Genomic DNA, 14,061 nt, shown 5'->3' on the forward strand with positions numbered 1-14,061 from the left:
ATATTAGACAGTTAAGACATTTAAGACAGTTAAGGGAATTAAAGAATATTAAAATTGTAAATATAACTCAATTCTGCACAAAAAAATACCAAATTATAGTAATATATATTCAATCAAAGAATTATTATTACAGATATTAATTTAATTATTAAAGTCAATCTCGGTCTTCGGGTGAAGATGCTTGCTGTAATATGAAATACCAAGTTGGTGGTAGTCTCCCTAGTGATGATCCAAGCTATGTGATTCGGAAAGCAGATGAACAGCTTTATAGCAGCTTAAAAGCTGGTAACTTCTGTTATGTGTTAAATTCCCGCCAAATGGGAAAATCATCTTTATTACATCGTACAAGTTATCATCTTACACAAGAAGGTTACAGTTGTGTTTACTTGGATGTAACGCGCTTGGGCAGTGAAGATACAACAGCAGCACAATGGTATAAAGGAATTGTTCTAAGTCTTTTTTATAACTTAAATTACCAAGATAGATTGAATTTTAAAACTTGGTGGGAAACACAAAGTGGTCTTTCACCAGTTAAAAAGCTGCATCAATTCATCGAGGAAGTATTACTATCTACTCCAGAAAATCAATCGATTTTGATTTTTATTGATGAAATTGATAGTTTATTAAGTTTAAGTTTTTCAGTAAATGATTTTTTTGCTTGGATTCGTCATTGTTATAATCAACGATCGCACGATCGCAAATATCAACGTTTAGGTTTTGCGTTGTTTGGGGTGGCTAGTCCGGCGGACTTAATTACCGATAAGCGCCGGACACCGTTTAATATCGGGCAAGCCATTGAATTAGATGGTTTTACCTTCAAAGAAGCTACACCGTTATTGCCAGGATTAGAAGGTGTAGTTAGTCAACCGTCAATGGTTTTACAAAAAATTCTGGAATGGACGAGTGGACAACCGTTTTTAACTCAAAAACTCTGTCAGTTAGTGGTGCAAATTGCCTCGGAAACTGCCAATGGCAAAATTGACTTACCTCAAGGTACAGAAGGGTATTGGGTAGAACAACTCGTTCAAAAGCAGATTATTCAACATTGGGAATCAAAAGACGAACCAGAACATCTTCGCACAATCCGCGATCGCCTGTTGTTTGATGAACAAAAAGCCGCACGGTTGTTAGGTCTTTATCAACAAGTATTGCAAGCCGAAGAACAAGTTAACTCTCCAGTAGCGTTGAATGATAGCCGCGAACAAACAGAATTATTACTATCTGGTTTAGTCAAACGACAAGATGGCCATCTCAAAATTAAAAACCCGATTTATCACGCTGTGTTTAATCAGCAATGGGTAACGCGACAGTTAGATAATTTGCGGCCTTACTCGCAAATTTTTAATGCTTGGGTGCTATCGGGTTATCAAGATGAATCGCGGTTATTGCGGGGACAAGCACTAAAAGACGCGCAAAATTGGGCGCAAGGCAAAAGTTTGAGCGATTTGGACTATCAATTTTTCGTAGCCAGTCAAGAATGTGAACGGCGTGAGGTACAAACCGCCTTAGAAGCGGCACGGGTGAAGGAAATAGAAGCAAGGTTGGTGCAGGAAAAGAAAACAGCTTTATTACAGAGATACTTACTAATTGCAGTCTGTATTGGTTTATTTGTCTCTACTAGCTTGGGTATAGGCACTTTTATTTTGTACCGTCAGGCTAAACAAAGTGAAATGCAAGCCAAAAATAGCGAACTGCAAGCTTTAATCTCGGCTTCCGAGGGAATGTTTGCCTCAAATCGCCGCTTGGATGCACTGATAGCAGCCATCAAAGCCAAACAAAAATTAGGTAAACTCAGTTCCAACAACCCCAACATTGGGCAACAAGTTGACGCTGTATTAGAACAAGCGGTGTATGGTGCGGATGAATACAATCGTTTTTGGGGTCATACAGCAGCAGTTTTAGCCGTCGATGTCAGTCCTAATAGTTCTTTCATCGCCTCAGCCAGCGTCGATAAAACCGTTAAACTTTGGCGGCGTGATGGTCAAGCAGTCGCCACCCTCACAGGACACACAGCCACAGTGAGATGCGTCAAATTTAGTCCTGATGGTCAGATACTGGCCTCGGCGAGTGAAGATGGTACTGTCAAACTGTGGACAACAGCAGGCATTTTATTAAAAACACTCAAAGGTCATAATGCTTCCATTTGGGGAGTCGCCTTTAGTCCCGATGGTCAGATTATTGCTTCTGCTAGTTTTGACAGAACCATGAAACTCTGGAAGCGAGATGGTACCTTACTCAAAACTTTTTCTGGTGAACGAGTCGGGTTTTGGGGAGTCGCCTTTAGTCCCGATGGTCAACTTGTCGCAGCCAGCAGTATAGATGGGATAGTCAAAATTTGGAAACGAGAAGGTGCAGACTGGCAAAACGCCAAACTGTTGCAAACTCTCAAAGGTCATAGTACTTGGGTAATTGCTGTAGCTTTCAGTCCTGACAGTCAAATGATTGCTTCTGCTAGTGAAGATAAAACAGTCAAACTGTGGCGACGCAACCCTGAAGATCATACCTATCGTTTGGATAAAACGCTGCAAGGTCATAGTGCAGGTGTTTGGGGAGTAGCATTTAGTCCTGATGGCCAGACTATTGCTTCAGCTAGTCTCGACAAAACAATGAAACTTTGGAGTATTGATGGTACAGAACTCCGTACCCTTAAAGGTCACATCGCTTCTGTTTGGGGAGTAAGTTTTAGTCCTGATGGTAGTTTTATTGCTTCGGCGGGTGCAGAAAATGTTGTCAGACTTTGGCAGAGTGAAAACCCTTTTCAAAAGTCAGTTATTGCCCATAAATCGGGAATTTGGTCATTAAATATCACTTCAGATAGTACCCTCATTGGGACGACTGGTCACGAAAACACCGCTAAACTGTGGAGTCGCCAAGGTAAATTGCTGCAAACTTTTACCGAGTCTAGAGGGGCAATTTTTGATATTTCCTTTAGTCGTGATGGTAAGTTAATAGCTCTGCGTACATATAGCGATAAAATCAAACTCCAACAACAAGACGGCAAGTTAATTGCCACTTATCAAGACCCTCTCGGTAAACTTTTATCAGCTATGTTGAGTCCCGACGGTCAAGCGATCGCTATGTCGAATGTTGATAAAATAGCCCAAATATGGCATCGTAATCAGCCTCAACCGCAGATTCTCAAAGGACATCAAGCAGAAGTTTGGCAAGTCGCCTTTAGTCCCGACGGTAAAATGGTGGTGTCTGTTAGTGGTGATGGTACTGCTAAATTATGGACATTAGATGGCAAATTACGCACAACCTTAGTCGGACATACAGCCTCAGTTTGGCACGCTGCTTTTAGTCCCGACGGTAAAATGGTGGCAACTGGTAGTGGTGATAATACTGTGAAATTGTGGACAGTTGACGGTAAGTTACTGCAAACATTCACAGGTCACACAGCAGCAATTTGGGGAGTTGCCTTTACTCCCGATAGCAAAATCTTAGCGTCGGGGAGTATTGATGCCACAATTAAACTTTGGCAATTGGATGGTACAGAAATCACAACTTTGAGAGGACATACCGCAGGTATTCGCAAAATCGCCATTAGCCGCGATGGCAGTTTTTTAGCTTCTGGTGGTGATGATAATACGCTAATTTTATGGGATTTACCGCGCATTCTCCAATTAAATGCCTTAAGTTATGGTTGCTCGCTGGTGCAGGATTATTTGCAAACTAACACAAAATTAGAATCGAGCGATCGCTCTTTGTGTCAAAGTTAGGGAGTTGGAATCTGTAACCTGTCACCTGCTATGGATAGAAAATAACTCCTTCACAAGACAAATGAAGGAGTTAAAGTGCTGTTTCGGTGATACTTTCAGGAGACTTGACTAACAAAACTTATACCAATTTGAAAAAAGAATGCGACAAATGGAAATCAGGAAAGTCTTACTGGAGATATAGCGGTTCTTACTTGCTTGTAATACAGTTGGAACCCCACCCCGCATTTGCTGACGCAAACGCTCCCCTCCCCGCTTGCGGAGAGAAGTTGCGTGCGGGGGTTCCCCCCGTTGAGCAAACTTCGGGGGAGGGGTTGGGGGTGGGGTTGAAATGTACCTCATCCAACCGAGAACCGCTTGCGAATTGCGAATTGGTATTAGCTATTTTCTGCGTGGAGAGCATTTAAAGCTAGTTCTGCTGGATGAAGTGCGCCGTTACCTGTTTTAGCTGGTTCTAATCTGCGGAGTACAATCATTCCACGAGAGCGATTTGACGAGGAATCTTTATCTACGCAAGCAGTGTACATCCGTTGAATTGGACATTTCCAAAATCTTGTATATCGCTTGGGATTGGTATCTGCAATGGTGACTTCTTGAGTTTGGGGGTCATAATCTGCTAGTAAAGAGAAGTGACCACCTTCTAAACTGGGATTTTCATGAGCAATCCGAGTATTAAAGTTGAGAATATGGACATCATTTTCATTACAAACAGCAGTTTCAACTTCGCGGATGAATGCTTCGAGTGTCAAACTCGGCTTATCAAAATGATCCATCTGAATTGATAAAGGTAATCCTTTTCTTTCTATATAGATTTTGCAGGTGTCGTAAGTTTCGGCTAAAGTCATGCCATCATCTAAAACTGAGGCGATAGGCAGTTGGGTGGCGTAGAAAATTTCATCGACAGTTGTTAAATATCCTAATGCCGTCAAAGCGTATGCGATCGCAGTTACATTACAACAATAAATAGGTTGTTGAAATTGATGCAGTTGAATTATCTCTAAGTCTCTTTTAGAAATCTGACCTATATTATCGATATCCATTTTTCGGACTCCTTATAAATATATTTATGGAAAATTTTATTTTTAATTTATATTTAATTTAGGGTTTTTATGCTTGATAATTTTAGTTTTTACGTTGATATATTCTCTATGTATTTGCGAAAACATTCAAGGAAATTTAAGACATTTAAGAAATTAAATTGAGACAGTTAAGACATTTAAGAAAAATTAAGTGTGACTAATGTATCAGCTAGTTCAGCAAAATACTGAATAATGGCATTATTAAGTGGTCAGATACCCGACTTCTTGAAGAAGTCGGGTATCTCGTCAACCTGTCGTCAGAGAGAAGTCAAGATTATCTGGGAATGATAGGAATATTTTGGTATGTTAGCGATCGCTGCTTAAAATTTAACTTTTATGAATCGTTCCGCCTGCCTCATTTTCAATCCAGTAGCGGGTCAAGGCAACCCAGAACAAGAACTGATTGAGATTCGCGCATTATTAGAACCAACTATTGATTTAGATATTCATTTCACAACTGAAGAAGTCAACGCTGATCAATTGGCTTATAACGCAGTTCAGCGCGGAGTGGATGAAATTATCGCCTCTGGTGGTGATGGTACACTTTCAGCAGCAGCAGCCGCAGTCATTAATACGAATATTCCCTTTGGCATTATTTCACGGGGAACCGCCAACGCCTTTGCCAATGCTTTAGGTATTCCCGACACCATTGATGCAGCTTGTCAAACAATTTTACAAGGGGCAACTCGCAATGTAGATGTAGCTTATTGCAACGATCGCCCATTAATCTTACTCGCTGGTGTGGGCTTTGAGGCGGAAACGGTAGAAAAAGCTAATAGAGAAGCAAAAAACCGCTTTGGAATTATTGCTTACATCTTGGCGGGACTCCAGCAGTTACGGGAATTGCAGAGTTTTGATGTTGAAATTGAAACCGACGAAAAAATCATTAAAACCACAGCCGCAGCCGTAACAGTAGCTAATGCTGCGCCGCCGACATCAGTTTTGGCACAAGGGCCTGGTGGAATTATTTATGATGATGGATTACTCGATGTCACAATTGTAGCTCCCGTCAATAAAGCCGGGGCGATCGCAGCCACATATCATTTATTTCAAAGTGCTTCTTCGGGGAATGCAGTCGAACGAGATGATATTGGCTATCTCCGCGCCAAACAATTTAAAATCACCACAGAACCACCACAAAAAGTTGTCATAGATGGGGAGATAGTTGGTACAACACCCATAGAAGTCAAATGTGTTCCAGCAGGTTTGCGGGTGTTTGTCCCCACAGTAGAAGCAGTTGAACCTGCGGAAAAACTTGAGGGACTGCCAAATTTAGTCATTGAGTTGAAAAATCCCCCACCCAGCGAAGAAGAAACGGGAAGTTAAACCTGGATTTCTCTCTTGTGAGAAATCCAGGGGTGTGGGAAGGGTGGGAGGTGTGGGAGGTGTGGGAGGATGGTGAAGAAATCTTTCCCCCCACACTCCCCACTCTCTACACTCCCCACTCCCCACACTCCCCAAATTCGACACCCTTACACCCAATCTCAACGAATATCCTTTGTGCGTCAGTCTTGTAGGAGTAAAATGTTTTGAAGCTTGTTTCTGATCCAGCGATCGCCAAAAAAATTCAGAAGATGAACCAGCGTGTTCGCTGGCAAGATGCGTTAATTCAACGGCGCGGTATTGACCAAACTCAGTTAATGCTAGAAGATGGTCAAGCCGATAATCCTGAATTTTCGTTTTTGGTAGTCGGAGATAGCGGTTCAGGGAGACATGGTGGACAAAACCCCCAAAGGCGAGTAGCGGAACTCACATTACCTCATCTTGATGACTGTCGCTTTATGCTGCATACGGGGGATGTGATTTATTTAGCTAGAACAGCAAGAAGCCTCACACCTACCCGGAGGGAGGTGTTGAGATGAATTGCGAGTGAGTTGACGACAGTTCTCCGACCAATGCGACAGCGAGGAAGGAGAACATGGAGGAAACGAGCAAAATATTTTATTTCGGGTCAGGTAATGTATCAATTAATTCTTCAATAACCTGAGTTACCGTTTTATCTTTATTTGCAGCATACTGCCTGACTTTGTTTAACCTGCGGTCGCTTAATCTAACGTGTAAATCTTTTTTTGGCATTTGTGTACACAACGCGAACATATTTATGTTATCATATTCATAACGCAATGTAATAAACAAATTATGCTTCTGGGTAGACGCATCACCTCGCTGTTTTTGAGTTTCGATGTACCGCTTCACTGCTTCTTCCGAGACTCCATCAACAGATGAGTAAAACGTGCCATCACTCCACATCCCAGAACCCCAAAAACGACTTTAACTCAGACTATTTAGGAGATCCAGAGGAGCAACCAGAAGAAATAGTAATTGCGTTGAATGCGAAAAGTTGGCAAGCGGCACAAAGAGAATGTGCTTGGCATCTCTATGGACAAAAGTTCAAAGTCTTTCAAAAGAAAGGTCGTTGGTATTGTACAAACAAGGTGGACTAAAATGAACCAGTTTCTAAAAGATTTTTACGCGGAAAACAAACCTAGAACTCTTTGTATTTTGCAAGCTTTACCAGGATTTTCTGATGAAAATATTTTGCCAACTATGCCGATGATGAACTCGCCAGAGCATAGTTTGAAATTCCTTAAGGAGCATCATCAAAAAACTCGTTCATTAAATTCAGAAATTGCTGATTGGGAGTTGGTTGATACCGAAATTTATCAACAAGAAAACTCTCTTTACGAAGCTGTAATTATCGCTTACTACAAGCCAGTAGAATCTGCATGAAACGCACTGTTAGCATCCCAGTTGATTTACCGTCAGAAAGGTTTTTACCTTTAATGAATCAGTGTGCAGAAATATTTAATGCACATATTGACTATGCTCTTGCTAACAGTACCTATAACAAAAATAAGGCACACAAGGAACTGTATCACCTGTTAAGGGTTCAGTTTCCAAGTGTGCCTTCTGCGTTGTTACAAACAGTTCGAGACAGCGCACTTGAGGCAATCAAAGCCACAAAATTTAAAAGCATTCCCAAGAAAAAACCAACATCAGGGCTAAGGTACGATAAGCGCACAATGACACTAAGAGGGAAGCAATTAACTCTTAGTTGTATTGGCAAGCGAGTCGCTTTAATTCTTGATGTTCCTAAATATTTTCAAGAAGTGTTTGAAACTTGGGATTTTTGTGGAGCAACTGTCACTTACACCAAGAACACTAAGCAATTCTGGGTGAGATTGGTTTTTGAGATAGAAGATCCGCAACATATAGAAGGACAAATTCAAGGAATTGACCGAGGTTTGTATCACCAAGCTGTTACCAGCGATGGTCAATTCTTCAGTTCTTCTAAGATTAGAAAAGTACAAAGACGTTACTTATACAATCGTCGTCAACTCCAGCAAAAAGGCACTCGTAGTGCCAAACGTCGTTTAAAAGCGATGTCTGGACGTGAGAAGCGGTTCATGCGGGATACGAATCATTGTGTGAGTAAAAAGTTAGCCAATCAACCAGGAATAGCGGTTTTTGTACTAGAGGACTTGTCCAGTATTCGCACACAGCGACGGGGCAAGAAAATGAATAAATGGTTGGGCAGTTGGACTTTTTACCAACAAGAACAATTTCTGACTTACAAAGCAGAAGCATTGGGTAAACGAGTAGTTCACCAAGATCCTCGTTACACATCTCAGAAGTGCAATATTTGTAAGCACATTCGCAGGACAAACCGCCACAAGTCCAAATTCCATTGCAAAAACTGTGGGCATCGGACACACGCGGATCTGAATGCTGCTAAGAATGTCAGGGATGACTATATTCTCTCCTCTACCCAAGGGACAGAGGAGCAGGCATCAGTCAATATGCCGGATGTTTCGACCGATTCTTTCGGTCAGTTACAAGCCCCATCCCCTTGTGGGTGGGGCGTTTGACGGGTTACGCAAATATGATAAATCAAAAGTAAAAAAGATTTCGGAGCAGTAATAGAAAATATGCAAAATCAAGAATTAGATGTCAATAAGTATGTTGAGCAAGCTGCTTTATTATTAGATTTGCCAATCAAGGATGAATATTATGAGGGGGTGGTAGCAAATTTTGCTAGAGTTCAAGCGATCGCTCAACTAGTCAATTCATTTCCTCTACCCCCAGAAATTGAAGCTGCACCAGTATTTGAACCATAGTGAATCATCCTCTCTTTGATGTCTCACGTAAATGCACTGAGTTTTGCTAATAACTAGCAAGACTAAGATATTAGCCGATAATGCCATTGGAAAAAGGCTATGACAAATTTCAATGCTGCTAGTTCTTTGAAATCTGCGGCTATCGGCAAATTTTTGGTGCGGGTGCTGTGGGTAGTGGTGGGAGTTGGGATTGTTTCGACGTTGTTCTCGTTGTTAGCTGTCATCGCGCAGCCAGTTTATCAAGTAGTGGCGAGTTTAGATGGAGTAGTATCAATAGTTGCGTTGCTGACGAGTATCGCTTCAATTATTATTTTTTTGATTTGGCTACATCGTATCCATACAGATTTAAAAAATCTCTTTCAAGAATATCCGATTAGCCCAGGGGGTGCGATCGCTAGATTTCTAATTCCTATCTACAGTCTTTGGGGTATAAATAACACTTTATCCACCTTTGCGGACAAATTTAAACCAGAAGGTGGCGATTTAACCAGTGCTGGTGAACAAGTGCGATCGTTAATAGCGCCCCTTTATGGTTTTATGATAGGCTCAAGGGCAGTCAATCGCATTGTTTTTGACGCTTATAAACATCCTGAAGATAAATTTCTGCCTGTGTGGCTATTGTTATCTTGCTTCTTAGATTTAGGTTTTACCGTTGTTTTATTGCAACTCATCAAAACTATGCGAACTGCTGTGACTCAAAAAGCTAAACGCACTGTTGCCTAACTGATGAATTTAGATTTTGCTGATGCCTTATCAATAGCGGCGGCTGTATGCAGTGGTCAAGTGAGTGCAGTTGCAGTTACTCAAGCTGCACTCACAAAAATTGCCACTATAGACCACAAAATTAACAGTTTTACCACTGTCACCACAGAAACAGCCTTAGCAGATGCAGCCAAAATTGATCAAGAAATCGCCCAAGGTAATCATCCAGGTCTACTAGCTGGTGTACCTTTTGCGGTGAAAAATCTGTTTGATATTGCTGGTATCACAACTCTAGCTGGTGCAGAAATTAACGCCGAAAATCCCCCAGCTACCCAAGATGCAACCGCAGTCGCCAAGTTGAAACAAGCTGGTGCTGTGCTGGTTGGTGCTTTAAATATGGATGAGTACGCCTATGGATTTGTTACGGAAAACTTTCATTATGGCGCTACTCATAACCCTCATGATTTACAACGCATTGCAGGTGGTTCTTCTGGTGGTTCGGCGGCGGCGGCGGCGGCTGGCTTAGTTCCCTTCACCCTCGGTTCTGATACTAATGGTTCTATTCGTGTACCTGCGGCTTTATGTGGGGTGTTTGGTTTTAAGCCAACTTATGGACGGTTATCACGGGCTGGTGTAGCTTTATTTTCGAGTAGTTTTGACCATATTGGCAGTTTTGCCCGTTCGGTAAGGGATACGGCGGCGATTTTTGATGTGTTGCAAGGAAAAGATGAACGTGATCCGATTTCTAGTCAACGTCCGCCAGAGTTATGTTTACCCCAACTCCATCAAGATATTTCTCATCTGCGAATTGCCTTAGCCGATGATTATTTTATTCAAGGTGCCACCCCAGAAGCATTAGCCGCAGTTCACAAAGTTGCAGAGGCTTTGGGAGTAACTCAATCTGTCACCATACCCGAAGCTAAACGCGCCCGTGCAGCAGCTTTTGTGATTACCGCCAGTGAAGGCGCAAATCTGCATTTAGATCAATTGCGATCGCGCCCCCAAGATTTTGACCCTGCAACCCGCGATCGCTTTTTGGCTGGGGCGTTAATTCCTAGTAGTTGGTACATACAAGCCCAACGATTTCGCCGTTGGTATAGAGATCAAGTCCGCGCCGTCTTTCAAAATGTCGATATTATTCTCGCCCCCACCACACCAATTTCCGCACCATTTATCGGTCAGCAAACCATGATTTTAAATGGTGAGGAAATTTTAGTGCGCCCACATTTAGGATTATTTACCCAACCCTTATCTTTTATTGGCTTACCTGTTTTATCAGTGCCAATTCACCATCCTAATGCTTTACCTTTAGGTGTGCAGATGATCGCCGCCCCCTACAATGAAGCATTAATCTTGCAAGTCGCCGCCGCCTTACCCGAATTTCTCACGCATGGGTAGGGAGTGTGGGAAGTGTGGGGAGTGTGGGGAGTGTGGGGGGTGTAGGAAGTGTGGGGAGTGTGGGGAGTGTGGGAAGTGTGGGGAGTGTGGGGAGTGTGGGGAGTGTGGGAAGTTTGGGAAGTTTGGGAAGTTAAGAGAATAGTAGGTTGGGTGTAGCGATCGCGTAACCCAACAAAGTATGCGTGAATGTTGGGTTCCGTTCCTCCACCAGTCTAAGTTGTTGCCTTCACTGAACTGTATTGCCTTATAAACATCGAATCTACTGTCATTATGAATTAAGAATTGGTATGATTCCATCCTTGCATTTCCACCAATTCTATACATAGTTCATTAATTTGTTCCAAATCAGGTTTCGCAGGTAAAGTTGATTTTTCATACACATCTTCCATTTGTGCTACTAAATCTTCTGCCATTTGCATCACCTGTTCATAACTATATTCACCTTTGAGAATAGCTTTTAAATCATCAATATCTTCAGCCATTCTTCTATCAACAATTACTTCTCCTCGCTGCAATATTTCTAAGCCACTGCGAAGTAATCTAATGCAGTGCATTCCATGTTTCAAGTCAAATCCAGACTGTCTTTCCATTTCGGCTCTCGCTGGATTGCGATTTTTTTGCCAAGATAAATATGCTTTCCATTCTCGCACAGCAATTTGATAGCTTTGGCTTTTTTGCAGCAGTCTAATAAAGTCTTTCCGACCATAAGTTAAATGTTCGGTATATTCTAAAGCTTCATTAGGTAAAGCATATTGTTTGAGTACACCTTTAAAATCAATATCTGCTGTTAATAATTTATATAATTGCTCGGCTTCTTCTAAAAATTCAATTCGCCCTCTAATTAATAAGTAAAGATACTCCAAAAAAGCGTTTAGCTCATCTTTACTGAGTGGCTCTTCATTTTCTATCCCATAATCAGCAGGTAACGGTTGCTTTTGTGGTGGATTTAATAACCATTTGCGATGGGTTTCCATCTTTTTGATTTGAGCAAAAGCATAACCTGTATAAGTATGCCTAACTTTCTTCGTTAAAAATAAATTTCTATGTTTAATTAAATATTGACCAACTTCAGTTAACACCGGATATTTATGTAACCACAGCAATTCCAAAACATTGGGATTTGCCCCTGCTAATAATTGTAGGATTTTTCTTAATTCATAAATAACTGTATCTTTATTGCCATCAATAAACGGAAATATCCCTGGTTCATCCCAACCAGTATCTTTTTGTTCGATACTGTCAAATCCCAAATAATATCTTTTAGGCGCAATAAACACGCCCCGAAAATCCAAATCTGAGTCAGGACGATTTAACCCATAACCGTGACTACCAGCTAAACCAATCAAAATGGTTCTTTGTTCGACTTCTATTCTTTTCATACCAGATGATTAAAATAGCGATCGTAACTCATCTAGTAGGCGACAGGTTACAGCGTTAATTGTTATTTGCTTTAAGAACCGAAACCCCAAATTCCCTACACAGCTTTAGAAAGCTACTTTTTTTACCCGATTTACTGAACAAGTGCTAAAATCCTCAGATGGACAGTTAGGATATCCCAATGCCAGTTGTAGCTAACGCAATCAAATTTGGTACAGATGGCTGGCGGGGTGTGATTGGTGAAGAGTTCACCTTTGAACGCCTTGCCTTGGTAGCGCCAGTAGCCGCGAAAGTCTTATATGATACTTATTACTCGACAGTCGGTAGCCGAACTATTATCGTCGGTTACGATCGCCGTTTTATGGCGGAAGACTTCGCCCGTGCTGTTGCTGATGCTGTTACCGCCGTCGGATTTGATGTTTTGCTGAGTGAATCATTTGCCCCAACACCGGCTTTTAGCTGGGCTGCTAAAGAACTCAATGCTTTGGGAGCGTTAGTGATTACAGCTAGTCATAATCCTGGTGCATATTTAGGGTTAAAAGTCAAAGGATATTTTGGTGGTTCGGTCTCACCAGAAGTTACAAAAGATATAGAAGCATTGTTAACTCAGGGAGTCCCCAAGGCGACTACTCCGGGAAAATTAGGGAAGTTTGACCCCTGGCCTAGTTACACCACAGGGCTAGAAGGTAAAGTTGAGATTGCCAAAATTCGAGAAGCGATCGCCTCTGGTAAACTGACGGTGTTTGCAGATGTGATGCACGGTGCAGCTGCTGGCGGACTGGCAAGATTATTGGGTGATCAGGTCAAAGAACTCAATAGCAACCGTGACCCGTTATTTGGTGGTGGTGCGCCGGAACCATTACCGAAATATCTTTCTCAGTTATTTGAAGTCATCAAAACTCACCACGAAACAAATCAATCTGGTTTAACAGTTGGTTTAGTATTTGATGGAGATTGCGATCGCATTGCGGCGGTAGACCAAGAAGCTAATTTCTTAAGTTCGCAAATTTTAATCCCGATATTAATTGACCACTTAACGCGGCGACGTGGTTTCACCGGGGAAATTATCAAAACTGTCAGTGGTTCTGACTTGATTCCCCGTGTCGCAGCACTGCACAATCTGTCATTGTTTGAAACACCAGTCGGTTACAAATACATCGCCGACAGAATGTTAGTTTCACAAGTACTCTTAGGTGGGGAAGAATCTGGTGGGATTGGTTATGGTAGCCACATTCCCGAACGAGACGCGCTACTTTCAGCATTGTATGTCCTAGAAGCAATTGTCGAATCTGGGCGCGATTTGAGTGAATATTATTCTGACTTGCAACAACAAACAGGGTTTAATTCGGCTTACGATCGCATCGATTTGCCCTTAGCTAGTATGGAAGTGCGATCGCGTCTTTTGCAACAACTCCAAACCCAACCCTTAACAGAAATTGCTGGAAAAGCAGTCATTGATTGTCAAACAATCGACGGTTACAAATTTCGCCTCGCTGACCACAGTTGGTTAATGATTCGCTTTAGCGGAACCGAACCAGTTTTGCGCCTCTACTGCGAAGCCTCAACCATCGAGGAAGTACATAAAACCCTTGATTGGGCGAGACAGTGGGCAGAATAATATCAGTGAACAGTTATCAGTTGTCAGTTATCACGTTTAATTGTTAACTGTTA

13 protein-coding genes and 1 pseudogene are annotated in these 14,061 nt (G+C 41.9%); 11 read left to right on the forward strand and 3 right to left on the reverse strand.

Annotation, left to right across the window (positions count from 1 at the left end; all coding sequences use genetic code 11):
• Positions 1-191 precede the first annotated feature (191 nt).
• Positions 192-3,719 carry a WD40 domain-containing protein gene (locus H6G28_RS01935; RefSeq protein WP_190668574.1) on the forward strand — a complete coding sequence of 1,176 codons (3,528 nt, stop codon included), beginning with the start codon at positions 192-194 and terminating at the stop codon, positions 3,717-3,719.
• A gap of 374 nt (positions 3,720-4,093) precedes the next feature.
• Here the strand turns inward: H6G28_RS01935 and H6G28_RS01940 are convergent, their stop codons facing one another.
• Positions 4,094-4,756 carry a phytochelatin synthase family protein gene (locus H6G28_RS01940; RefSeq protein ID WP_190588091.1) on the reverse strand — a complete coding sequence of 221 codons (663 nt, stop codon included), beginning with the start codon at positions 4,754-4,756 and terminating at the stop codon, positions 4,094-4,096.
• Positions 4,757-5,131: 375 nt separating this feature from the next.
• On the opposite strand from H6G28_RS01940, the gene H6G28_RS01945 reads away from it, so the two are divergent.
• Both H6G28_RS01945 and H6G28_RS01950 read left to right on the forward strand, forming a co-directional pair.
• Complete coding sequence (locus H6G28_RS01945; RefSeq protein WP_190668578.1) at positions 5,132-6,121, forward strand: YegS/Rv2252/BmrU family lipid kinase; 990 nt, start codon at positions 5,132-5,134, stop codon at positions 6,119-6,121.
• Positions 6,122-6,324: 203 nt separating this feature from the next.
• A pseudogene (locus H6G28_RS01950) lies at positions 6,325-6,606 on the forward strand (metallophosphoesterase); the annotation flags it as partial.
• Between the two features lie 130 nt (positions 6,607-6,736).
• On the opposite strand, the gene H6G28_RS01955 reads toward H6G28_RS01950, so the two are convergent.
• On the reverse strand, positions 6,737-6,991 hold the full coding sequence (locus tag H6G28_RS01955) for a hypothetical protein (protein WP_190668896.1): 255 nt from the start codon (positions 6,989-6,991) through the stop codon (positions 6,737-6,739).
• Between the two features lie 26 nt (positions 6,992-7,017).
• On the opposite strand from H6G28_RS01955, the gene H6G28_RS01960 reads away from it, so the two are divergent.
• The 7 genes from H6G28_RS01960 (at position 7,018) to H6G28_RS37245 (ending at position 11,147) form a co-directional block, all read left to right on the forward strand.
• Complete coding sequence (locus H6G28_RS01960) at positions 7,018-7,239, forward strand: hypothetical protein (RefSeq protein ID WP_190668581.1); 222 nt, start codon at positions 7,018-7,020, stop codon at positions 7,237-7,239.
• A gap of 1 nt (position 7,240) precedes the next feature.
• The gene (locus H6G28_RS01965) at positions 7,241-7,525 is read left to right on the forward strand and encodes a hypothetical protein (RefSeq protein WP_190588088.1); all 285 of its coding nucleotides are present in this window, start codon (positions 7,241-7,243) and stop codon (positions 7,523-7,525) included.
• Entirely contained in the window at positions 7,522-8,664 is a 1,143-nt protein-coding gene (locus H6G28_RS01970) for an RNA-guided endonuclease InsQ/TnpB family protein (protein ID WP_190588087.1), read from the forward strand. The genes H6G28_RS01965 and H6G28_RS01970 overlap by 4 nt, the downstream gene beginning before the upstream one ends.
• A gap of 60 nt (positions 8,665-8,724) precedes the next feature.
• Complete coding sequence (locus H6G28_RS01975; RefSeq protein ID WP_190588086.1) at positions 8,725-8,913, forward strand: DUF4089 domain-containing protein; 189 nt, start codon at positions 8,725-8,727, stop codon at positions 8,911-8,913.
• Between the two features lie 99 nt (positions 8,914-9,012).
• Complete coding sequence (locus H6G28_RS01980; RefSeq protein ID WP_190588085.1) at positions 9,013-9,636, forward strand: DUF4328 domain-containing protein; 624 nt, start codon at positions 9,013-9,015, stop codon at positions 9,634-9,636.
• A 3-nt stretch (positions 9,637-9,639) separates the two neighbouring features.
• Positions 9,640-11,013 carry an AtzE family amidohydrolase gene (locus H6G28_RS01985; protein ID WP_190668583.1) on the forward strand — a complete coding sequence of 458 codons (1,374 nt, stop codon included), beginning with the start codon at positions 9,640-9,642 and terminating at the stop codon, positions 11,011-11,013.
• 5 nt (positions 11,014-11,018) lie between these two features.
• On the forward strand, positions 11,019-11,147 hold the full coding sequence (locus tag H6G28_RS37245) for a hypothetical protein (RefSeq protein WP_277883214.1): 129 nt from the start codon (positions 11,019-11,021) through the stop codon (positions 11,145-11,147).
• Positions 11,148-11,288: 141 nt separating this feature from the next.
• On the opposite strand, the gene H6G28_RS01990 is transcribed toward H6G28_RS37245, so the two are convergent.
• A complete protein-coding gene (locus H6G28_RS01990; protein ID WP_190668586.1) occupies positions 11,289-12,392 on the reverse strand; it encodes a nucleotidyltransferase domain-containing protein in 1,104 nt (367 codons plus the stop codon).
• A 179-nt stretch (positions 12,393-12,571) separates the two neighbouring features.
• Here H6G28_RS01990 and H6G28_RS01995 point away from each other — a divergent pair, with 179 nt between their 5' ends.
• Positions 12,572-14,008, forward strand: a complete 1,437-nt coding sequence (locus tag H6G28_RS01995) for a phosphoglucomutase/phosphomannomutase family protein (RefSeq protein ID WP_190588082.1) — start codon at positions 12,572-12,574, stop codon at positions 14,006-14,008.
• The last annotated feature ends 53 nt before the right edge of the window (positions 14,009-14,061 follow it).

The sequence above is a fragment of the Nostoc sp. FACHB-190 genome (genome assembly GCF_014696905.1).
In the GTDB taxonomy this organism is placed as follows: domain Bacteria; phylum Cyanobacteriota; class Cyanobacteriia; order Cyanobacteriales; family Nostocaceae; genus Nostoc_B.

Excerpts from the sequence above, each read along its gene's own strand:
- H6G28_RS01935 (WP_190668574.1), top strand. The coding sequence starts at position 192 with ATGAAATACCAAGTTGGTGGTAGTCTCCCTAGTGATGATCCAAGCTAT.
- H6G28_RS01940 (WP_190588091.1), bottom strand. The coding sequence starts at position 4,756 with ATGGATATCGATAATATAGGTCAGATTTCTAAAAGAGACTTAGAGATA.
- H6G28_RS01945 (WP_190668578.1), top strand. The coding sequence starts at position 5,132 with ATGAATCGTTCCGCCTGCCTCATTTTCAATCCAGTAGCGGGTCAAGGC.
- H6G28_RS01960 (WP_190668581.1), top strand. The coding sequence starts at position 7,018 with ATGAGTAAAACGTGCCATCACTCCACATCCCAGAACCCCAAAAACGAC.
- H6G28_RS01965 (WP_190588088.1), top strand. The coding sequence starts at position 7,241 with ATGAACCAGTTTCTAAAAGATTTTTACGCGGAAAACAAACCTAGAACT.
- H6G28_RS01970 (WP_190588087.1), top strand. The coding sequence starts at position 7,522 with ATGAAACGCACTGTTAGCATCCCAGTTGATTTACCGTCAGAAAGGTTT.
- H6G28_RS01975 (WP_190588086.1), top strand. The coding sequence starts at position 8,725 with ATGCAAAATCAAGAATTAGATGTCAATAAGTATGTTGAGCAAGCTGCT.
- H6G28_RS01980 (WP_190588085.1), top strand. The coding sequence starts at position 9,013 with ATGACAAATTTCAATGCTGCTAGTTCTTTGAAATCTGCGGCTATCGGC.
- H6G28_RS01985 (WP_190668583.1), top strand. The coding sequence starts at position 9,640 with ATGAATTTAGATTTTGCTGATGCCTTATCAATAGCGGCGGCTGTATGC.
- H6G28_RS01990 (WP_190668586.1), bottom strand. The coding sequence starts at position 12,392 with ATGAAAAGAATAGAAGTCGAACAAAGAACCATTTTGATTGGTTTAGCT.
- H6G28_RS01995 (WP_190588082.1), top strand. The coding sequence starts at position 12,572 with ATGCCAGTTGTAGCTAACGCAATCAAATTTGGTACAGATGGCTGGCGG.